The organism is Streptomyces sp. NPDC005963, assembly GCF_040638655.1.
Lineage (GTDB): Bacteria > Actinomycetota > Actinomycetes > Streptomycetales > Streptomycetaceae > Streptomyces.
Window position 1 is genome coordinate 86,954 of record NZ_JBEXVD010000010.1, and the last position, 21,250, is coordinate 108,203.

Below are 21,250 nucleotides of genomic sequence, written 5' to 3' on the forward strand. Positions count from 1 at the left end.
CCCGTGCGCGCCCTCGCGGCGAGTGAGGGGTGTGCAGGGGAGCCACCGTTCCCCTGCACACCCGTTCTCCTCCGTGCTCGTTCCCCTCTGCAATCCCCGGAGGTCACCCGGAGTGAGAGGGCCCCTGGCAGGCGTCCTGCTTCAGCGTCGAGTCCAGCCGCCCCCTCGCGTACGTCCAGGTCAACGGGGGAAGAGCGTAGTGCAGCTCGTCGTTGCCATAGTGGACGATCTTGAGGAGGTAGCTGTTGACGAACCGGTCGAGGATGCGTTCCACCGAGGGGATCTCCCAGCCGAGCAGGTCCGCCACCGTGGAGGCGGTGAACTCGTCGGCAGGCAACATGCTCAGCAGCCGGAAGACCGCCTGCTCGCTGCGGGTGAGCCGGTCATACGCGGCGTCGTAGCCGGACCTCACATCGAGGTCGCCCAGGCGGAGTTCGCTCAGGATGTCGTTGGACCGGGCCAACTGGTCGGCGACCCGGGTGAGCGGCAGCCCCGGCATGGTGGCCACCCTCCCGCCGATACATCGCAGCGCGAGCGGTAGCCACCCGCCCAACTCCACCAGCTTGTCGGCTGCCTGCGGCTCTTCGTCGAGCCGTTCACGACCGATCAGACTGGCGAGGAGATCGATGCCCTCGGTGCTGTCCAACACATCGAGGTCCACGCTCTGCGCTCCGGCCAGTCCGTGCAGTCTGCGACGACTGGTGATGATCACCGCACACTTGGGACCGCCCGGTAGCAGCGGACGGACGTCCGCCAGCGCCGCCGTGTCGTCCAGCACGAGGAGGACCCGACGCGCCGCGGTCGTCGAACGGAAGAGCTTGGAACGCTCCTCCAGGTTCGCCGGGATCAGCGTGTCGGGGATGCCCAGGGACCGCAGTAGCCCATGGAGCACCTCCCGGACGTCCCGGGGGCCGTCGGTCGAGCCGTGGAGTTCGACGTGGAGTTGCCCGTCCGGGAAGAGATGGCGCACCCGGTGGGCGAGATGGACCGCCAGTGCCGACTTACCCACACCCGGCATCCCCGCGATGACGACGACACGGGTCGCCGCGTGCCGCACGGTCCCGTCCTTCGGGGGGAGGAACTGGAGCATGATGTCTTCGATGACCGGGGCCCGGCCGGTGAAGTCGCCGACGTCCGCCGGAAGTTCCGCCGGTGCGGGGGCGGTCGAACCCCCGACCGTGCCGTGCCCGACCGTGCCGTGCCCGACCGTGCCGTGCCCGACCGTGCCGTGCCCGTCCGGGGCGGACCGCGACGGCAGGGCCGTCGACGGCGGCACCGGCGCCACATCTCTGACACGTCCTTCGGACGACACGCCGGTGGCTTCGCGTTGGGCGGGTACCGACGCGAGTAGGTGTTCGTGCTCCGCCGCCTGGGGGGCGGCGGAGCGGTCCACCACGTCGACGGCGGTTCCCCGCACGCCTCGTGACCCGTTCGCCCCGGATGCGGCGGCGTCCTGTGACACGGTACGGATGGACTGCCGGGCTTCGAAGGGCGGTCCGACGGGTGCGTCGGCCAGTAGCGCCTGGTGCAGTTGGCGCAGTTCTTCACCCGGTTCGAGCCCCAGGTCCTCAACCATGTTCTGTCGCAGCACCCGGAAGACCTCAAGGGCCTCGTGGCGCCGCCCCGACCGGTGCAGAGCGATCATCAATGAGGCATGGAGATGCTCGTGCAGTGGATGGGTGAGGATGAGCGACTTGAGTTCGCTCACCAACTCCCTGTGATGGCCGAGTTGGAGATCCGCCTCGATCCGCATTTCCAGCGTCCTGGAGCGGAATTCCTCAAGGCGTGTCGCATAGGAGGAAAGAAGCGCGCCCCTGTCCACATCGACGAGTGCGGGTGCCCGCCAAATCGCCAGTGCTTCGGCCAGGGATTCACGCGCCCGTACCGGATCACCGTTCCTGAGAGTCGACTTCCCTTCACCCGCCGCCTTTTCGGCCCGGTAGAGGTCGACCGACGAGTTGGGTATGTCAAGGACATATCCACCCGGCCGGGTGTGGAGAACCTCTTCGCCCCCGTGACGAACCAGGATCTTACGGAGTTTGTAAATGTAGGTCTGGAGAGTTGTTAGCGCGCTGGTGGGAGGGCCACCCTCCCACAACTCATCGATCAATTCGGATGTCTGGACGACTGCGTTTCGCCGCATAATCAATAGCGCGATTACTTGACGAGGCTTGGGTGCTGTAGGCGCAACGTTCTTGCCTTTCTCCAGCATTCCTAAGGGCCCGAGAACTTGGAAATCCATTGTTCCCCCAGTTGCACACAACGGTGGCTCTATCCGCTGTCGAAGCGAGATGCGTTGAAATTCAACCACTCATCGAGGTCGGTGGCCTCAAGGAAGCGATACATCGCGACTCGCTGCAACTTGACTCTAGATTTGGTCGAGAGGCTTGTCAATGTTCAGCCAATGGGAACGTCAAGGTTTGGTAATTCGATTGACGACACGCCGAGCCGCGTGCCGGGAGCTTCGGACCCGGGGCATGTGCAACGGACATTTTCCGGGGCGCCGGACACGGGGGAGGAACGGACGGGACGCGCGGACGTCAGGCGCCGCTACGGGCGGCCGACCGATGGTGTGAGGCGAGCTGTTCGAGAACGGGCACCACATCGGCGGGGGCGGGGGCCGCGCGCAACTCCGCACGCAGCCGGCGCGCATGGCGCGTCGGAGCCGGATCGTCGAGGACCCGGCTGACGAGGTCGCGCAAGCCGGCCGCGCCGAGCCGTGCGGGATCGGCGACCTGGAACCCGGCTCCGGCGCGCTCCAGACCCTCGGCCCGGCGCGCGCTGTCCCACAGCACGTCCGGCAGGACGATCTGCGGGACGCCGTGGGCCAGCGCGGACTGGAAAGTGCCCGCCCCGCCGTGGTGCACCACCGCGGCGCAACTCGGCAACAGGGCGTCCAACGGCACGAAGTCCACCACGCGCACCCGCTCGGGCAGGGCCCCGAGCACATCGCGACGCGCCGCGCCGACGGTCGCGACGACCTCGACGTCCAGCGATGCGACGGCTTCGAGCACCTCGGCCACCGACACCCGGTCCCGGCCTAGGGTCTCCAGCAGCGACAACCCGAGGGTCACGCACACCCGGGGCCGCCGGGGCTCTTCCAGCACCCAATCGGGCAGTACGGCGGGCCCGTTGTACGGGACGTAACGCATCGGCACCCGCACCAGATCGGTCGGCAGGGCCAGCGAGGTCAGCACCGGATCGATGGTCCACTGCCCCACCACGGCCTCCTCGGCGAAGCCGCAGCCGTACTCCTCAAGGGTCCAGCCCAGCCACTCCGCCATCGGGTCGTCCCGCAGGGCGGGTAACCGGCGCTCCAGGACCCGGTTGTAGTGGTGGCGCAGAAAGCCGATGAGGTCGAGACCGAAGAGCAAGCGGGCGTGCGCCGCACCCGAGGCCATGGCGGCGACGGGACCCGCGAAGGTCATCGTGTCCCACACCACGAGGTCCGGCCGCCACCACCGGGCGTACCGCACCAGGTCGTCGATCATCTCCGGGTCGCACTGGGTCGGGAACGCCCCCGCCGCGAGGGCCAGTTGCCTGCGGTGCATCAACTCGTAGGTCAGCCGCTCCGGCCGCACCTCGCTGATGTCGGTCAGCTCCAGGTAGTCCAGCGCCTCCGGAACCTCCCGGCCCGCCTCCAGGGCATCGCTGCGGCGCTCGTCCAACTCCTGCACGAACTCGTCCTGGTTCAGCGGAGCACCCACCGGCACCGCGTGCAGCCCGGCCCGCAGGACGTGTTCCACGGCGTCGGGGTGGGTGGCCACGCGCACATCGTGCCCCGCGGCGCGCAACGCCCACGCCAGGGGCACCTGGCTGTGCACGTGCGTACGCGCGGCGAACGTGGTGAACAGGACGCGCATGGCCTTCTCCCGACCTCTCCCCGACGTCGACCGGTCCGTTCGGCGGTCCGCTCAGCGGCCGGCGATCTCCTCCGCGTACGCCTTCGCGTACCCCATCGTCGCCGTGCTGTTGCGGCCCAGCGCCTCCCGGATGAAGGTGCGCGCCTCGGCGACACCCGCCTCCGCACCCAGGACGCCGGCGATCGCCTCCGGATTCACGACCACGGTGTGCGTACTGGTGATCTCCGTCTCCTCGCCGACCTCGCGGATCAGCCACTCACCGGTGTGGGCCGACATCAACACGGGCGTCTGGAGCTGCTTGTAGACGATCCGGTCGTGGGGAAAGCAGATCCGCACGGACCGGGTGGTGTGCGTCGAGCCGTCCGCGGTGCGGGTGTCCATCTCCAGGACCTGCTGCCGCGGGGTGTCCTCGGTGAGGGCCACGCGGGCCACGTGCGGCAGCCGCTGCTCCCAGGCGTCCGCCCGGTCGATGAAGTCGTAGACGTCCTTGGCGGCACCGGCCACCCGCAGCGAGTCGGAGAACGTCAGCGTCAGCTCGCTGCGCTGCGTCCGCAGTTCTGCCGCGGCGCGGAGCGCGGCCAACTCCTGTCCGCTGTTGCGGTCCACCGCCTGCTGGATCCACTCCACCTTCGCCGGATCGTCCCCGATCGCGCGGAAGTCGTGCAGCAGCCGGACCAGGGTTCCGCCGGCCGGATCGGTCTCGATCACCCACTCGCCACCCATCGCGGCCACGGGGGGTGCCGAAACCTCCTGCCGGAACCGGACCCGCAACTGCTCCCGATCCAGCTCCCGCAGTGAGGTCCAGCCCTTCACCTCCCCGCCGGCGGTGGCCCAGATCCGGATGCGCTCCCGGTCGCCGTCGCGCTCGGCATCGACGTGGACGCACGGCGGGAACGTCTCCGGCCAGCCGGTGACGTCCTCGATCAGCGCGAACACCACATCGGCGGGGGCGTCCACGGTGATCCGGTGCTCGGTGCGGTGGGTCTGGGGCTCAGTCATCTCGCGGTCCTCTGTCTCACCCGTCGCTGCCACGGTGGTCGTCTCCCGGTCGGCTCAGTAGTTGCCCAGCCCGCCACAGACGTTGAGCGCCTGCGCGGTGATCGAAGCGGCCGTGTCGGTGACGAGATAGCCGACCAGACCGGCGACCTCATCCGGCGTCGAGTAGCGGCCGAGCGGGATCTTCGCCTCAAACTTGGTCAGCACCTCGTCCTCGCTGGTCTCCCAGAAGTCGGCGTACCCCTGCCGCACCCGCTGGGCCATCGGGGTCTCCACATAGCCGGGGCAGACCGCGTTGACCGTCACACCGGACTTCGCCAACTCCTGCCCCAACGCCTTGGTGAAGCCGACGACACCGTGCTTCGACGCGGAGTAGGGGGCGCCGAACATCACCCCCTGCTTGCCTCCGGTCGAGGCGATGTTGACGATCCGGCCGCTCCCGCTCTCCAGCATCCGACCGGTGGTGAGGACTTCACGTGTCATGCGGAACACGCCGTCGAGGTTGGTCGCCATCACATCGCGCCACAACTCGTCGGTGATGGCCGACGTCGTGCCGCCACCGCTGCGGCCGGCGTTGTTGACCAGGACGTCGATCGGCCCGTACCGCTCGACGGCGGCCGTGACAAACGTCTGCACCTCCTCGGTGGAACGCACATCACAGGCCCGGCCGTCGACCTCGTACCCCTCCTTGCGGAACCGCTCGACGGTCGCGGTGACGTTCTCCGGGTCCCGGGCGCACAGGAAGACCCGGTGTCCCCGCTCGGCCAACAGGGCGGCGACCGAGGCGCCGATGCCGCTGGTCGCACCGGTCACGACGGCGACCTTCTGTTCCTTGCTCGTCATGCGTTCCCCGTTCCCTCAAGCCCTCGGTGTTCCCTGGATGTCCCCTGGGCGTGCACTGAAGCGGAACATCAGCTGCTCACGCTGCCAGCAGAAGCTCGTGGCCCACTTGACCCCTCCGCCACTCCCGCTCCGCCGGCTGCCCAGCGATCGTCGAGACGGTTGCGAGAGGCGCGGACCACACTCGCCGGGTCACGGACGTCCGAGCGACTCAGGGGAGACGCCCACGTGAGCAGTACGAGCAGTACGAGCAGTCAGCACGACGGCACACCGATCGACCGCTTCCTGCGCCTGGTCGACCTCGTCACACCGATGTCCCTGCGGGTCGCCGCCACCCTGCGGCTGGTGGACCATATGGCCGCCGGCGCACACACCCCCGAAGACCTCGCACGGGTCACCGGCGCCGACGCCGGGGCACTGCACCGGCTGGTGCGCCACCTCACCGCCGTGGGCGTGTTCGAGGAGACCGCGCCCCGCAGGTTCGGCCCCACCGACCTCGGACTGCTACTCGCCGACGACCACCCCCTGCAACAGCGCTCCTGGCTGGCGCTCGACCAGATCATCGGCCGGGCCGACCTCGCCTTCACCCAACTGCTGGAGGCGGTCAGGACCGGACGCCCCAGCTACGAGGCCCTGTACGGACGCCCGTTCTGGGACGACCTTTCGGCCGAACCCGAGCTGGGCGAGTCCTTCGACGCACTGATGGCGACCGAGGAGGAAGCCGTCGACGAGGGCTTCATCGCCACCCGCGACTGGAGCGGCGCACGACACGTCCTCGACGTCGGCGGGGCCCCCGGCGGTCTGATCCAGTCGATCGTACGAACCCTGCCCGGGGTGCGCGGCACCCTGCTCGACCTGCCGTCCCCGGCCGACCGGGCCCGCGCCAAGATCGCCGAACGGGGGCTCTCCGACCGCATCGACGTCATCGGCGGGGACTTCTTCGACGAACTGCCGGTGACCGCGGACCTGGTGCTGCTCTCCATGGTGCTGCTGAACTGGCAGGACGACGAGGCCCGCCGGATCCTCAAGCGCTGCCGGGACGCCCTGGAGCCGGGCGGCACCCTGATCCTGCGCGAGCGCGCCGAGCCCTCGCAGGACGAAACGACGAGCACCGCCGATCTCCACTTCAGCCTCCTCGACATGCGGATGCTGGTGTTCCTCGGCGGTCGGGTGCGGACGACGGCCGAGTGGAGGGAATTGGCGGCGTCCGCCGGGCTCGCCATCACCTCCCTCGTCAGCCCGATCACCTCGCCCGTCGTGCCGTTCGACTTCTGCCTGATCGAGATGACCCCCGCCGACTGACGGGGACGGAACCAGAGCGAAACCAGAGCGAACCCGCGAGAGGGAACCCGGTATGCCCGAACGGATCGTGACCACCGACGACGTACGACTGTGGAGTGAGGACCTCGGGGACCCGGCAGGACCTCCGCTGCTCCTGATCGCCGGGGGCAACCAGTCCTCGCAGGCGTGGCCGCGGGAGTTCGTCGACCTGCTGACCGCCGAAGGACTGCGGGTCATCCGCTACGACCACCGCGACACCGGGCGCTCCACCACCCGTGACTTCGCCGCACACCCCTACGGCTACGCGGAGCTCTCCCGGGACCCGGTGGCCGTCCTCGACGCCCACGGCATCGCCGCAGCGCACGTCGTCGCCATGTCGATGGGCACGGTGATGGGACAACTCCTCGCCCTCGACCACCCCGAACGACTCCTCAGCCTGACCCTGATGCTCGGCGGCGGACTTGACATCGACTTCGACGGCAACATCGAACGGGCCTTCAGCGGGCAGCCCTCCGTCGACGGGCTGCCCCTGCCCCAGCAGCCGCTGCTGGACGCCCTCGCCCTGATGTCCGAACCCGCCGAGGGCCGCGACGCCGTGCTCGACCTACGGGTGCGCCGGTCGAAGATCTTCTCCGGCGACAAGGTGCCCTTCGGCGCGGACGACTTCCGTCGCTGGGAGGAACGGGCCGCCGACCACGCCGGCACCCTCGACGAACCCGTCGCCCACCACGGACTCGCCTCCCACCCCCGCGAGCGCGCCGCCGAACTCGCCGCGGTACGGGTGCCGACCCAGGTGATCCAGGCGCTGGAGGACCCCATCTCCCCGCCGCCGCACGGCAGCCACCTCGCCGGACTCTTCCCCGAAGCACGCCTGGTGGAGATCCCCGGCATGGGACACGCGCTGCCCCGCTCCGTCCACGCCCCGCTCGCCGAGGCGATCACCGCACACACCCGCGCCGCAGCCCGGCCCTGATCCATCGACCTGATCCCCGGGCCCCGAGCCCGGCGCCCGTACGAGGAGACCCGATGTCCCCACAGGAGAACAAGGCACACGCCCTGCGCATGGTCGACGCCTGGAACCGCGGCGACCCGGACGCCGTCATCGCGTACTGGGCCCCGGACGCCGTGCACTACGACGAGGACGGCGGCCGAATGCCCGCCGACCAGATCGCCGACATCATGCGGGGCACCCTGGACTCGTTTCCCGATCTGCGCCTGGAGGCCAAGAGCGTCGTCGCCGAGGGCGACACGGTCATGCTGCGGATCACGGCCACCGCCACCCACCGGGGCGACTTCATGGGCGTGCCCGCGACGGGTGCCCCGGTGTCCTGGCACTACCTCGAAGAGCTCCTCTTCGACGAGCAGGGCCGGGTCACCGCACACTGGGACGTGATGAACTTCGGCCCGCTGTACCGGGTGCTGGGGCAGATTCCCGACGGGCTCTGAGACACGATTCGCTCTGAGACCCGACGGGCCCTGAGACCCGATCGGCCCTGACACCGGACGGGCTCGATGCCGGACGGGTTGCCGTACGGGAGTTCGCGAACCACGGGCAGCACGGAGCCCGGGCCCCCTCACGGTGGGCCCGGGCTCCCTACGCTTCGCGTGCCGTCCGACTGCGCTTCGTGTGCGATCCATACGTCACCGGTATGACACTCCGCTCAGCCCGCGAGATCCACCAGTCGCGGCACCAACTCGGCCGGGGTCGGCATCGTGTCGACCATCTCCCGACGCAGTTCGGCGGCGGCGCTGCGCAGCGCCCCATCCTCCAGCAGCCGACGGCACTCCTCGCCGCCGATCGTGGTCGCATCGGCCGCGAACCCGGCCCCGCTGCCGACCAACACCGCACTGTTGGCCTGCTGGTACGCCCCGTCCGGGAGGACGCACTGCGGAACCCCGAGCCTCATCGCCGTCAGCAGGGTGCCCGAACCCGCGTGGTGGACGATCCCCGCGCAGGTCTCCAACAGCGGCGCCAACGGCACCCACTCCACGGTCCGTACGTTCTCGGGCAGTTCACCGAGGAGCTCCACGTCCCCGCCGCCCAACGTCAACACGAACTCGGCGTCGATCCGTGCCGCCTCGGCCATCAGCGGGGCGAGCATCGCGATACCGCCCCACTGAGCGCCGATCGACCCCAGTGTGACCGCGATCCGGGGCCGCTCGGGGGGTGTGAGCAACCAGGCGGGAAGCGTTCCGCCACCGTTGTAGGGGACATAGCGCATCAACCACTCGTCCTCGGGGCGCCGGTCACCCGGCAGGAGATGCGCGAGACGGGCCGGGACCGAGCTGATCCGTGCGGTCGCCTTCGGCGTCCCGGTGACGCCGTGGCGCTCGTAGTCCCCCTTCATCGCCGCGCGCAGCAACCCGGCCAGCCGGGGATCGCTGTCCGCCGGGCCCAACGGCAACTCCACGCACGGAATGCCGAGCGCACTGGCGGCGAGCGCCCCCGCGCCCTGCGCCGCCGAGTGCACGATCAGATCGGGGGCCCAGGCGCGTGCCGCCTCCAGCACGCCGTCCACCTCGGCGCCCGACACCCGGCCGAAGAGCTCCGCGAGGAACTCGACGCCCGCGTCCTTGACGTACATCGGGTCCTCGGCGCCCTCGGGCACCCAGATCTTGTCGTAGTCGAGCCCCGGGGTGATGTCGACGGCGGGCAGGCCCGCGTCGGTGACGGCGTCCAGCGCCGCCCCGAGTGCATAGCGGACCTCGTGCCCGGCGGCGAGCAGCGCGTGGGCCACCGGAATCGTCGGAAAGGCATGACTGAGTACGGGAGAGGTGACGAACAACGCGCGCATGGTTCCCCTGTCGACGGACTGCTGGGTCCGGTGAGCGTCGCAGCCCCCTCTCGCGGTCCGGCCGAAGAACGGTGGAGGCGGCGCCCGCACCTGCACGTGCGACTCCAGCAGCACACCGGAGAACCTCGTGGGGCACCCGGCATCGTGATCGTCCGGCGGACCGTCACCAGGACAGCGGACGGCCGCCCGGCCGTCGGCCCGCGCTACGTCCCCCGGGGCGCGGGCCGTCACGGCTGCGGCACAACGTGGAGGAGACTCATGACCATGCTCGTCACCGGCGCGACCGGACACGTCGGCCGCCATGTGGTGCGTCGGCTCGTTGCCGCAGGCCACTCCGTCCGGGCGCTGACGCGCGATGTCGGCGCGGCCAAGTTCCCGAACGGAGTGACCGCCTTCGAGGGCGATCTGCTTCAACCCGCCGGCTTGCGCGCGGCGCTCACCGGGGTGGAGCGGCTGTATCTGTTCCCCGTGGCCGAGACCGCGCCGGAGGTGGCGCGGCTGGCCGCCTCGCTGGGGGTGCGGAGGATCGTGGTCCTCTCCTCGGACGCCGTCACCGACGGCAGCGACCCGAGCGGGCACCGGGACGTCGAAGAGGCGGTGGAGGCCGTGGCGGAGTCAGGGGTGGAGTGGACCCACCTCCGGCCCGGGGAGTTCGCGGTCAACAAGCTCAGCCTCTGGGAGCACTCGATCCGCACCGGGTCCGTGGTCCGGTCCGCGTACCCGGGGGCGATGGGCGCGCCCGTCCACGAGGACGACGTCGCAGCCGTCGCGGTCGCCTCCCTCCTGGAGGACGGCCACCAGGGCGTGATCCATCGGATCTCCGGGCCCCGTGCGCTCAGCCAGCGCGATCAGGTGCTGGCCATGGCACGGGGGCTCGGGCGGGCGATCGCCTTCGAGGAGGTGTCGCCCGCCGAGGCCCGCGCGGACATGATCGCCCAGGGCTTCCCCGCCGACATCGCCGACTACATCCTCGCCCACCAGGCGACCTGGGCCGACCAACCCGCGGCCGTGCACCGAACGGTGGAACAGATCACCGGCCGGCCCGCCCGCGACCTCGCCCGCTGGGCCGCCGACCATCTGACCGACTTCCAGTGAGCACTGCCCCCGGCGCCCCCGGCCGCCGGTCATCCCGTCATCGCCATCCCTGAGCGTCAGTGACCGAGCGGAGCCCATCGATGCGCGTACTGTTCGTGACCCTCGCCGCCTCGACGCATCTGCACGCCCAAGTACCGGTGGCCTGGGCCCTACGGGCTGCGGGTCACGACGTCTGCGTGGCGAGTCACCCCGATGTGGTGGACGACATCGTCCGCAGCGGTCTCACCCCCGTGCCCATCGGCGAGCCCATGGACATCGGCCAGTGGGCGGACGTCTCACCGCTGACCGCGGAGGAGTTCCAGGACGAGGCCAACATCTGGGACGCGCGCGGTGGCGTCAACTGGGAACTGTTCGACCTGTGCGAGCTGCGACCCGAGAAGCTCACATACTCCTATATGCAGGCGGTGTTCAGCGCCTGGGTAGGGGCCAGCTTCCAGGAGATCTCCTCGCCCCGCGTCATGGACGACCTGGTGGGGTTCGCCCGGCAGTGGCGTCCCGACCTGGTGATCTGGGATCCGCTGACCTTCGCAGCCCCGGTCGCAGCCCTCGCCGTCGGGGCCGCGCACGCCCGCATGATGTTCGGATTCGACGTCATCGGCCGTATGCGCCAGAGCCACCGGGCAGTGTTGGAGGACCGTCCCGACGCCCTGCGTGACGATCCGTTCGAGGAATGGCTAGGCACCGCGCTGGCCCGGTACGGGGTCGAGTTCGACGAACAGGCCGTGCTCGGACAGTGGACCATCGACACGGTCCCCTCCTCGATGCGGCTTGAGGTCGACCACCCGTACGTTCCGATGCGGTACACGCCGTACAACGGTCGCTCCACCGTCGAGCCCTGGCTGTGGAGTCCACCCGAGCGCCGGCGGGTCTGTCTGACCCTCGGACGCTCCTTCAGGGAACTGATGGGAGGCGACCGTGCCGACGTCGGCGAACTGCTCCGCGGCGTCGCCGATTTGGACATCGAGGTGATCGCCACCCTGAACACCGATCAGCTCAGTTCGCTGCCTCCGCTGCCGGACAACGTCCGCGCGGTGGACTTCGTCCCCCTGGACGCGCTGCTGCCGAGCTGTTCGGCGATCATCCACCACAGCGGTTCCGGCACCACCCAGACTGCACTCGCCCACGGGGTGCCACAGGTCATCGTGCCCGCGAACATGATGGACAACGTCCTCAAGGCCCAGCAGGTGGAAGCCGCAGGAGCCGGGCTGCACGTCCGGGACACCGCGGCACTGACGGCGGACTCACTGCGTGCACTCCTGCTGAGGGTGCTGGACGAGCCGTCCTTCGCGGCGAACGCGGCAGCGCTGCGCCGTGAGATGCTCGCCGCCCCCGCACCCCGTGACATCGTGCCCGCGCTGGAACGGCTCACCGCACTCGGCCGTAGCTAGGCGGTTTGGTCTGGCCCGCCGTGCGGGCCAGGGGACGATGCCATCGCATCTCCGACTCAGGTCACTCGGTGGGGCCAGGACTTGCTCTGCGCGCTGGTCCCGTCCATCGCCGCCTGACGCCGTGTCATCATGACCGCGTGACTGCATATGTGATTGCCGAGTCTCCACATCTCGACACTCCGGAGGTGCGCAGATACCGAGAGCTGGCCCAGGGCTCCATTGCCCAGTACGGCGGCCGATACGTCGTGCGCGGCGCTCTACCGGAGGCCCTTGAGGGGGACTGGCCCGCTGCGAACCGCATGGTGATCATCGAATTCCCCAGCCTGGAACAGGCGAAGAGCTGGTACACCTCGCCGGAGTACGCCCAGGCGCGTGCCACCCGCCCCGGCATCAGTGGTCGTCGCATGCTGTTCGTCGAGGGGACGACCGGTCTGCCTGGCTGATGTGCCGGTGACGGGGCGAGAGACCCGGTGGCGGCAGGTTCCTCGCCGCCACCGCCGCTCCCTCAGCCGCCGTAGAGGCCATCGAGCTCCAGCTCGCGCAGTCTGCCGTAGTCGGACTCCAGCATCGCGGGGTCCGTGGCCGTGAGATAGACGGTGCCCGGACAGGTCGCCATGTCGACGGTCCGTGAAAGAGAACTGCCAGCGGGGTGGTTCACCACCAGGTGCTCGAAGGACGGCAGCCCTCTGATCTGATCCCAGCCGTCGTCATCCGGCACGGTGCCCGCCCGCGGCAGGATGAGATTCACACACCGCAACCGATCCTTGAGCTGGTAGGGCGCATCGGCTTCGGCGATGAAGTCCTCCGGGGCGGCGATCGAGTGGGCCAGGCAGGTCACCTGGTCCGCCCCCACGCACCGGGTCAGCAGTTCCGGCATCTGGCCGCCGCCCAGCCGAGCCCCGCATTCGATCAGAACCGGGCCGTCCCCGGTGAGCATGACCTCGGTGTGCGCAGCGCCGTTGCGGATCCCCAGGGCGTCGAGCACCGACCGGACATAGCGCACGATCTCGTGAAAGCCTGGTTCATCGGGGCCGAGGAGATCCTCGTAGTCATACACGGAGCGTCCGTCAACCGACCGCTTGTGGTAGCACCACACCTCGACGATACGGTGTCGGCCGTCACGGCTGACCGTGTTGACATAGTGCTCCTTCCCGGACAGGAACTGCTGGGCCAGCGCAACGGTGTTGTGCTGGCCGTACCGGTCGGCCGAGGTCATGATCGCTGTGTAGGCGGCGGTCACCTCCGCGACCGTACGGCAGATGAACACATTGTCGGCACCCGCGCTGAGCACCGGCTTGAGCACGACGGGCCATCGCCCTCGCCCGGCGACCCACGCGATCAACTCGTCCAGCGATGCGGAGAGGCAGCTCTCCGCCGACGGTAGGCCCGCAGCGCCGACGGCCTGCTGCATGGCGTATTTGTCCCGCCGGGCGATGGTGTGTCGTGGATCGTTTCCGGGGACGGCGAGCGCGGCGGCTAGTTCGTCCGCGAGCAGTACGCCGGACTCGGCGGCGGCGACCACCGAGTCCACGCCGAGGGCGCGCAGCTCCCGCAAGGTGCGGGCCAGATCGCCGGTGTGCCGGAGGTCCACCGCGAAGTCTTCGGGACGGTAGGCGAGACGGGTGTCGGGGAACGGTGACCGGACATGGACGACGTCCACGCCGCGACGCCTCAGGGCATCCGGCAGAAGCCTGCCGGCGCCGTAGGCATCCACGATGGCTGTGGTCATGGTGATGAGCCTCCACGCTCGGCGCTTGCCTGGTGATCGCGGGCCGATGGCACGCCTGTGGTGCCGTCGGCGCCGGAAGGAACGGGTGCGGCGACCGTGCTCCGTCGGGCCACCACACCCACCGCGACGAGGACGACCACGCCCACGACGCCGGCGAGGGTGTACAGGGAGAAGCGCAGTCGGCCGTCGGCGAGTTGCATCGCGAAGGCGAAGAGCGGCGAGAGGGAGATCAGCAGCGAGGTGGTGATGGGCTCGGTGTACCGGATGCCGACCTGGAGGACGTAGATCGGCAGGCCCACTCCGATGACCGCGACAACGGCCCCGGGCAGCAGTGCGGCCATCAGCTCGGGCTGGTCCTCCAGTGCCACGAGGATCCAGGCCACGGCACTCATCAGGACGAACCTGGTGGCCAACACGGTGCCGGCTTCACAGCCGGCATCGTTCAGCCGCTTCATGTAGATGATGTTGACAGCCGAGCCGACGGCGCAGGTGAGGGAGAAGACCAGGCCGAGGACGGCGTCGGCGGTGGGTACGTCGCCCAGTCCGCTGCGCCCGCTGAACGAGGTCCACATCAGGGCTGCGAGCAGGACGCCGATGGCCACCGACACCACGACCTCGGTGGTCATGACCGTACTGTGGCGACGGAGCAGGGGACCCGTGAGCGTCATGATCATCGGGCCGAGTGCAAGGCCGACGACATTGACGATGGCGGGCTCCAGGTACCACAGGGCGTAGAACGTCGACAGCCAGGTCAACGCCGTGGTGATGTTGATGGCCACGAGGTCGTTGCGGTGTGCCAGCAAGGTGGTGCGCGGTGGGGGGCCGTGCCGCCGCCACTCCACTCCCGCGAAGAAGACCATGGTGAGGGTGAAGGAGACCGCCGCGATACTGGCCGGGTTGATCACTTCAAAGCGATTGCCCGCGTACACGTCCATGGCCGCGGTGAGCACCGCGTAGCCGGCCAGCGGGAGGATGCCCCGGCGGAGATCGGTCACGACCGCGGCAGGCGCCGCCTTGGTGCTCACGATGCTGTTCCCAGGGGATGCGCGGCACGGCCGGGGGACGCGTCTGTGCCGCTGGACCGGACGTCCGGAGCACCGGACGGTGCGTACAGCCGGTGCCGCCGCGCGGCGATCTCACGGATATCGGGCGGCGTCATGCGGATGGGCTCTCGTGGTAGACGGCGGTGATCGCGTGCCTCTGGAGAAGTTCCAGCCATCGTGCGACCCGTTGTGGATCGGCGGTCGCCTGGTGCAGGCCCGGCTCCAGACGTCCGGCGGCCACGTCGAGGATGCCGCAGGCCAGCGGAGTGGAGACCAAGCGGGAGGTGGCGCTCTCCGTCGCGTCCCCGGTCACGTCGAGCACGTACTCCCCGGACCAGGTCTCGCCCGTGTTCCTGCGAACCTGGAGCTTGACGGACATCACCACCCGGTCGTGATCGGCCGCCGTGGTGGGATGGTCCGCCGCCAACTCTTCGGCGAGTTCGGTGATCTGCGTATCGGTGGCGGCGGCCAGCCGGTCGAAGACCGGCTTCCACGCCTCGCTCCAACCATCGAGGCGCAAGGTTCCCCGGACGAAGGTCTGCACATTCCATGACGGAGGAAAGCCGTACGCATCGACGAAAGGAACGCTGTCCCGGTTGGGATAGACCTCGAAGGTCTCGCCGCCGACCTGCTGCGATCTGACCGCTTCCCAGGGGCGGGCGACGCTTCTCTCGGTGCCGCCGTCGATCAGCCGGGCGGGCGTCAGGAGCGCGGTGAGCACCCCTCGGGGCGCCCAGCTGAACCGGTAGCGGAAGTCGTTGGGTACCGCGGGGTTGCTGCCGCAGTACGAAGTGAAGTGCACGGTGGCGGGCTGGTCGCCGGTCAGCTGCCGCGCCTTGCGCACCAACTCGTGGGCGAAGAGGTGGTCGATCCCCGGGTCGAGCCCGATCTCCGTGAGCAGGACCACCCCGGCCGCCCGGGCGGCCGGGGCGAGCGCCGCGATCGCCTCGCTGGTGTAGCTGGAACACACGAAATGCGCTCGGCGCTCCAGGGCGAGCTGCGCCAGGGCGGGGTGCTCGGTCGCCGGAAGCATCGACACCACGACGTCACCGGCGGTGAGTTCACCGGCCAGTGCGGGGAGGCTGTACGTACGCCCGGTGGCCTTGCCGGTGAGTCCGAGGCGCGCCAGGCAGCCCTCGGCCTTCGCGGTGGTACGGCCCCACAGGAGGGTGTCCGCACCCTCGCACACGATGCCCAGGCCGCTGCCGGTGGACATCCCGGTGCCGATCCAGTGAACGCGTCCCGTCGAGGTGGTCAACTCGGGCATGGGGGTCCTCACTTGTTGCTCGTCATCGTGCGGAGGGCGTGGTGGAAGTGCTCCTCGCAGCGGCTCCACACCGCGGCCCGCCGGGACACCAGTGCGGTCAGCTGTGGAAGCAGGCCGTGGGAGAACGCCACGCTCGACTCCCTGGGCAGCAAGGAGGGGAGGTTGTCGATGGAGATCAGGTCCAGCGGCGGTTCGTCATGCAGCCGGCGGACCGGCTCGGCCCAGTCGGTCACCTGCTGATAGATGGGCAGTCGGTTACATGCGGAGGTCACATCGCAGGTGACGTCGGAGACGACCGTGAGCCTGCGCCCGGGACGCGCGACGTCGGCCGCGGTCAGAAACGGCGTCCCCGGTTCCGTGGCGAAGACGGCGTTGATAAGGATGTCATGGTCCAGCAGGGCGTCCCGGTCGAGATCGCGGGTCTCGGCGATGTCCCACGCGGTGGCCGGGACACCGGCGACCGCCAGTGCCTCGCGGGCCCCTTGGCCGGATCTGCCGAGCGCCCCGACGACCAGGGCCCTCGCCCCGTTGGCGGAGTCGCGCAGCTGTCCGTCGAGTTCTGGGCGCGTCAACTCGGTTAGCGGGGCCTTGAGCTGTCCGCGGTGCTGAAGCACAGCGAGCGCCGCGCCCACATAGCCGGCCCAGTAGCCGAAGGCGACCACCCTGTGGCCCGCATCGTCCGTCAGGTACTCCAGGTCGAGAAGTGTGCCCTTGCCCGCGGTGAAACGACCCAGCAGCCCAGGTCCGCCGTCCTGTCCCTTGTAGGCATGGCCGAAGAAGACATGGCGGTGGGACAGTGCCGAGGACGCGAAGGAAGGCTCCTTCAGCCCGAGGACGACATCGTTCGGCGGTGCGTCCGGCCAGGTGTCTCCCGGAACAACACGGCAGCCCGCCCTCTCGTACTCGACGGCCGGGAAGGCTCGGTGGGCGGACTCCTCCACGGTCACCCGGACACCCCCCGCGACGAGTTCGGCCGCGTCCCCGGGGACGAGTGGGGTTCGCTGCTCGTTCGGGGCGGTCTCGCGGCGCAGCCAGATACCCGTGCTGGTCGCCATGTCAGCGCACCTCTCCTGAGTTGTCGTTCTGCTGTCGGTGTCTGTCGTCGGACGCAAGTGGGGTCAGTGGATGGGCCGGACCGTCGATCCGTCGGCGAGGGCGGCCTGCCAGACCGGAACGGGCGGCGGCGCGTCCATGTGCTCGGGTACAGCGGCGTGGATGAGCGAGGGGCCTGTACGGCTGGCGGCCTTGGCTGCCAGTTCGGCGAACTCGTCCAGGGTGTGGGCGCGCGCGCCTTCCAGCCCCATACCGCGACCGAGTTGGACGGGGTCGATCGGCCCGGGGTCCACGGCGAAGTACCGGCCGCCCGCGTACAGGTGCTGGATCATCTTGATCCACGCCATCGACGTGTTGTCCAGCACCACATAGGTGACAGGCAGATTGAGCCGCTTCGCGGTCTCCCACTCACCCACCGCCATGGCGACGCTGTTCTCCGTCGTCAGGCACAGGACCCGCTCACCGGGATGGGCGACGGCGATGCCGACCGAGGCGGGGACGGCGAAGCCCATCGGGCCGTGCCCCCGGGGGATGACCACCCGCCACCCGTCCCCCGGAGCCTGCCAGTAGCACGACAGGTAGGGGGTCGGAGTCCCGGCGTCCCCCACGACCCACGTGTCCCGTCCGAAGGCGTCACTCAGCGCCCCTACGATCTCGCGTGGTGGAAGGACCCCGGGTGGCAGGGACGCCGTGGGCCGCTCGGCCCCGGCCCATTCCCGGCGCGCTGCCGCCAGCTCGGCGGCCCGCTCGGCGCGCAGGGACTCAGGGGCCGCCGGGACCTGCTGTCGGAGCTGTTCGAGGACGGTTCTGGCATCACCGACGAGGGCGATGCTGTGCGGGTAGTTGCGCCCGGCGCGGCCGTCGTCGGTTTCGATGTGCAGGATGCGCGCATGGTTCCGGGCGGGTGTGGTGAAGCTCAGCGTGTCCGTGGCGTTAGCCCGTGTGCCCACGAACAGCACCAGGTCGCTCTCCGCCACCCAGGCGTTCGTGTAGTCCCTGGCACCATTGCCTCCCACCACCCCCAGGGCGAACGGGTGTGCCTCGTCGATGACACCCTTGCCGTGGATGGATGTGGCGACGGGAACGGCCGAATGCTCGGCGAGCCGGGCCAGTTCCGCGCCGGCCCCGGACAGCTGGGCTCCGCCTCCCGCCACGATGACGGGCCGCTCGGCCGCCCCGAGCCATGCCACGGCCCGGTTCACCGAATCGGTCGACGCCTGGGGGCGGTGGCCCGGTACGGCGATGGTGCCGAATCCCGCCGAGGACACCGAGGACGCCGCGGGCCCGGAGGTCGGGGCGCCCGATATCTCGCCGGTTCCCTCCAGAATGTCCTCGGGCAGGATCAGCGCGACCGGGCCGGGCCGGCCGCGGGTGGCGGCAGCGATGGCTTCGGCGACCAGCGCGGGGACATCCGCCACCCGATCCGCGCTGCGGCACCACTTCGTACAGGCCGCGAACAGCTGTTGCTGGTCGATCTCGCTGATGGCCGCGGTCCCGTGGCTGCGGCGGCTGTTGTCCGTGGTGATGGCCAACAGGGGAATGCTGGAAGCGAATGCCTCGGCCATTCCGCTTGCCAAATACACCGCTCCCGCGCCGCTGGACGCCTCGCAGACGCCGATCCTCCGCGTGGTGCGGGTGTAGGCATCGGCCATGAATCCCGTGTGTCGTTCGTCCCGCGCTAAAATATGACGAATTTCGTCCGTCCGACGCAGCAGAACGTCGTAGAGCGCGATGCTGGTGTCTCCCGGAAATCCGAACACCGTATCCACACCGTGTTGGACCAGAGCATCGACCAGGAGCTCTGCGCCGGTCTTCGCCGTGCCGTCCTGTTCACTGCTGACAGCTGTGCTCAATGTTCCACGTATCCGTTCATGATCGCCCTGATCCGCTCACCGGAGATCGGCCGCTGATAGCGGAATGTGTCGGTTTCTGCACGGTCGAACCCCGAGGCCAGTGCCTGATGGCGCATGTATTCAGCCGAAAGCCAGTGGAATCCGTTCACCTTCGGTGCCTTCTGGTACGCGGAACCGTCGTTCGGCGCGTCGTTCGATGCGAGGAGAGTGGCGCAACCGGAGCGAGAGCCTTTCCTTGGTTTGAGCCAGGAACGTATTCGTCGCAGCACAGGAGTCAGACCCTCCTGTTCATCGTGGAGGTGCCCCAGGACCCCGTCGATATAGATCACCGACCACGGCTCGTCCGGCTCCCATTGATAGATGTCGGCGCAGTGGGCGTCGAGCCCCTTCCGGACGGCCAGCGCGACGGCGTCCTCCATGGCGTCGATGGCCAGGACGCGGAATCCCTTCTGTGCCACCTGTAACTCGACGGCGGCATTGCCGCAGCCCAGGCTCAGCAGACCGCCGTCGTTACGTTCCAGCTCGGCGATCAGTCGGTCGCTCATCCAGTCGCGGTACTCGGGGCAGTAGGTGGACGGGGTGACGGAGTCCTCACGGCTGCCGCCGTCCTCCCAGATCTCGAAGATGCTCGCCTCGCCCGCACCGCGCGGCCTATAGAAATCGACCAGGTCCTCGTGGTTTTTCGCCGTGACACCTGACACTGTATTCCCCCATGGATGTGCACGCTTGACGGGCACGGAAGAGATTCCGTGCGCAGCAACGCTGACTGTGCGATCCTGAAAAATTCCCGGACTCAGAGGATGGCCACGCCGGGGCACACCGCAGCCGCTTCATGTCTGTCTGTGGATAGCGACCGGGTCCCCTGAATCGCGCCTCACCGGATATCCGGCGTGCTGCGTCGGGCTGCCCAACCCCTGACCATTCGAACGGCGGGGCGGCGCGCTTGTTTCGGTCAGAACAAGTCTCGGCGCGCTCAATCGATTATGTGATCGAGACGCCGTTCCGTGGATCCCCCGTGAATCCTTAACTGTGCGCAATTTGGATCATGATCGAAATCCAGCAGCGCGGGAATCAGCGTGCCATTGCCTTCACGGCATGGTCAAGGGAAGAGAATCCGCCTGGCCAGAAGAGACCTCATGTGGCCAGAAGCGGGCCGAGACTTGTTCATTGTCCGCCAAAGGATCTCTCACGGAAACGTAAAGCTCGGCGAGTTCGTCATCCAGAGGCACATGGGTCGCGGCGGAGGCTCGAAGCCCGGGTGAGCACCCTCGACAATGACGCTGACGCGCGGGTCGATATGCGGGCGGGTTCGAACGACGCACACGTAGGACGCTGCGGAAGCGTCAGGCGGCCCACCCCCCGCCCCGCCGGCGGGGGTGGGACGGGACCGTCGTTGGCCAGAGTGGTGGCGGCCGGCCTGGCGACGCAGATTAGAGTCCCTCAAACAGCCAAGGCGTCCGGAGACGGGGCTCCACTACTTCCGTGCTTCGGTCGCGAGCGTGCGGGGTCCGCCCGCAGTCCCGGGCCAGGAGGACATGTGCAACGCGGCGAAGTCTGGTGGGTCGAGTTCGACGAGCGGCGGCCGGTCGTACTCCTGTCGGGAGACGAGGCGCACGGGTTTCGGGCGATGCAGGTCGTCACGCCGGCTGGCGTCGACATCAGCGGGTTGGCAGTCGAGGTGGCAGTGGGAGCTGCGGAAGGACTGCCCTTCGAAGGCGTGCTGCGGTTCGGCTTCTCGCATCCGGGCTTCACCCCGTGCACCTGGTTGACCACACTGTCCCGGGATGACCTGATCGGGCAAGCGGGCGTCCTGTCCTCCGCGAAGCTCAGTGCGATTGAGGATGCGCTCCGTCTCAGTGAACAGGAGGAGGAGTGGACCCCAGCCACGGCTGAGAGGCTCAACGACATCAGGGACGCCCTCCGTCCCAGCGAGCTCACGTAGCCGCGGAAAGAAGGGCCTCCCTGACAGTCCGGCCGATCTCGTCGAGATGGTCAACGGTGGCCCATCCACCCCTCCGGGGCACTACCCGCAAGATCACGATCTACG

18 protein-coding genes are annotated in these 21,250 nt (G+C 69.1%); 7 read left to right on the forward strand and 11 right to left on the reverse strand.

The window, feature by feature from the left end:
• Positions 1-103: 103 nt before the first annotated feature.
• From ABZ348_RS16370 to fabG, 4 genes are all read right to left on the reverse strand, one after another.
• Positions 104-2,242 (reverse strand): BTAD domain-containing putative transcriptional regulator, encoded by a 2,139-nt coding sequence (locus ABZ348_RS16370; protein WP_358933487.1) that lies wholly within the window; start codon positions 2,240-2,242, stop codon positions 104-106.
• 298 nt (positions 2,243-2,540) lie between these two features.
• On the reverse strand, positions 2,541-3,863 hold the full coding sequence (locus ABZ348_RS16375) for an activator-dependent family glycosyltransferase (RefSeq protein WP_358933489.1): 1,323 nt from the start codon (positions 3,861-3,863) through the stop codon (positions 2,541-2,543).
• A gap of 51 nt (positions 3,864-3,914) precedes the next feature.
• On the reverse strand, positions 3,915-4,862 hold the full coding sequence (locus ABZ348_RS16380) for an aromatase/cyclase (protein ID WP_358933491.1): 948 nt from the start codon (positions 4,860-4,862) through the stop codon (positions 3,915-3,917).
• 54 nt (positions 4,863-4,916) lie between these two features.
• The gene (gene fabG / locus ABZ348_RS16385; protein WP_358933493.1) at positions 4,917-5,702 is read right to left on the reverse strand and encodes a 3-oxoacyl-ACP reductase FabG; all 786 of its coding nucleotides are present in this window, start codon (positions 5,700-5,702) and stop codon (positions 4,917-4,919) included.
• Between the two features lie 225 nt (positions 5,703-5,927).
• On the opposite strand from fabG, the gene ABZ348_RS16390 reads away from it, so the two are divergent.
• From ABZ348_RS16390 to ABZ348_RS16400, 3 genes are read left to right on the forward strand one after another with little or no spacing between them, the layout of a single operon-like run.
• Complete coding sequence (locus ABZ348_RS16390; RefSeq protein WP_358933495.1) at positions 5,928-7,001, forward strand: methyltransferase; 1,074 nt, start codon at positions 5,928-5,930, stop codon at positions 6,999-7,001.
• A gap of 52 nt (positions 7,002-7,053) precedes the next feature.
• Positions 7,054-7,953 (forward strand): alpha/beta hydrolase, encoded by a 900-nt coding sequence (locus tag ABZ348_RS16395; RefSeq protein ID WP_358933497.1) that lies wholly within the window; start codon positions 7,054-7,056, stop codon positions 7,951-7,953.
• Between the two features lie 53 nt (positions 7,954-8,006).
• On the forward strand, positions 8,007-8,426 hold the full coding sequence (locus tag ABZ348_RS16400) for an ester cyclase (protein WP_358933499.1): 420 nt from the start codon (positions 8,007-8,009) through the stop codon (positions 8,424-8,426).
• Positions 8,427-8,641: 215 nt separating this feature from the next.
• On the opposite strand, the gene ABZ348_RS16405 is transcribed toward ABZ348_RS16400, so the two are convergent.
• On the reverse strand, positions 8,642-9,775 hold the full coding sequence (locus ABZ348_RS16405; protein WP_358933500.1) for a nucleotide disphospho-sugar-binding domain-containing protein: 1,134 nt from the start codon (positions 9,773-9,775) through the stop codon (positions 8,642-8,644).
• A gap of 258 nt (positions 9,776-10,033) precedes the next feature.
• Between ABZ348_RS16405 and ABZ348_RS16410 the strand changes: the two genes are divergently transcribed.
• The 3 genes from ABZ348_RS16410 to ABZ348_RS16420 all read left to right on the forward strand — a co-directional run bounded on the left by ABZ348_RS16410 (position 10,034) and on the right by ABZ348_RS16420 (position 12,701).
• Entirely contained in the window at positions 10,034-10,870 is an 837-nt protein-coding gene (locus ABZ348_RS16410; RefSeq protein ID WP_358933502.1) for an NAD(P)H-binding protein, read from the forward strand.
• 80 nt (positions 10,871-10,950) lie between these two features.
• Positions 10,951-12,258, forward strand: coding sequence for an activator-dependent family glycosyltransferase (locus ABZ348_RS16415; protein ID WP_358933504.1), 1,308 nt, complete (start codon positions 10,951-10,953; stop codon positions 12,256-12,258).
• Between the two features lie 137 nt (positions 12,259-12,395).
• Entirely contained in the window at positions 12,396-12,701 is a 306-nt protein-coding gene (locus ABZ348_RS16420) for a DUF1330 domain-containing protein (RefSeq protein ID WP_358933506.1), read from the forward strand.
• Positions 12,702-12,763: 62 nt separating this feature from the next.
• Here ABZ348_RS16420 and ABZ348_RS16425 read toward each other — a convergent pair whose 3' ends face one another.
• The 6 genes from ABZ348_RS16425 to ABZ348_RS16450 all read right to left on the reverse strand — a co-directional run bounded on the left by ABZ348_RS16425 (position 12,764) and on the right by ABZ348_RS16450 (position 19,940).
• Complete coding sequence (locus ABZ348_RS16425) at positions 12,764-13,987, reverse strand: ATP-grasp domain-containing protein (protein WP_358933507.1); 1,224 nt, start codon at positions 13,985-13,987, stop codon at positions 12,764-12,766.
• Positions 13,984-15,012, reverse strand: a complete 1,029-nt coding sequence (locus tag ABZ348_RS16430) for a DMT family transporter (RefSeq protein ID WP_358933509.1) — start codon at positions 15,010-15,012, stop codon at positions 13,984-13,986. Before ABZ348_RS16430 ends, ABZ348_RS16425 begins: the two co-directional genes overlap by 4 nt.
• 130 nt (positions 15,013-15,142) lie before the next feature.
• Entirely contained in the window at positions 15,143-16,297 is a 1,155-nt protein-coding gene (locus tag ABZ348_RS16435; protein WP_358933511.1) for a saccharopine dehydrogenase C-terminal domain-containing protein, read from the reverse strand.
• Positions 16,298-16,305: 8 nt separating this feature from the next.
• On the reverse strand, positions 16,306-17,352 hold the full coding sequence (locus ABZ348_RS16440) for a saccharopine dehydrogenase (RefSeq protein WP_358933513.1): 1,047 nt from the start codon (positions 17,350-17,352) through the stop codon (positions 16,306-16,308).
• Between the two features lie 63 nt (positions 17,353-17,415).
• Positions 17,416-19,203 (reverse strand): thiamine pyrophosphate-binding protein, encoded by a 1,788-nt coding sequence (locus ABZ348_RS16445; RefSeq protein ID WP_358933515.1) that lies wholly within the window; start codon positions 19,201-19,203, stop codon positions 17,416-17,418.
• Positions 19,200-19,940 (reverse strand): methyltransferase domain-containing protein, encoded by a 741-nt coding sequence (locus tag ABZ348_RS16450; protein ID WP_358933517.1) that lies wholly within the window; start codon positions 19,938-19,940, stop codon positions 19,200-19,202. Before ABZ348_RS16450 ends, ABZ348_RS16445 begins: the two co-directional genes overlap by 4 nt.
• A gap of 800 nt (positions 19,941-20,740) precedes the next feature.
• Between ABZ348_RS16450 and ABZ348_RS16455 the strand changes: the two genes are divergently transcribed.
• Positions 20,741-21,145: a type II toxin-antitoxin system PemK/MazF family toxin gene (locus ABZ348_RS16455; RefSeq protein ID WP_358933519.1), complete on the forward strand. Its 405-nt coding sequence runs from the start codon at positions 20,741-20,743 to the stop codon at positions 21,143-21,145.
• The last annotated feature ends 105 nt before the right edge of the window (positions 21,146-21,250 follow it).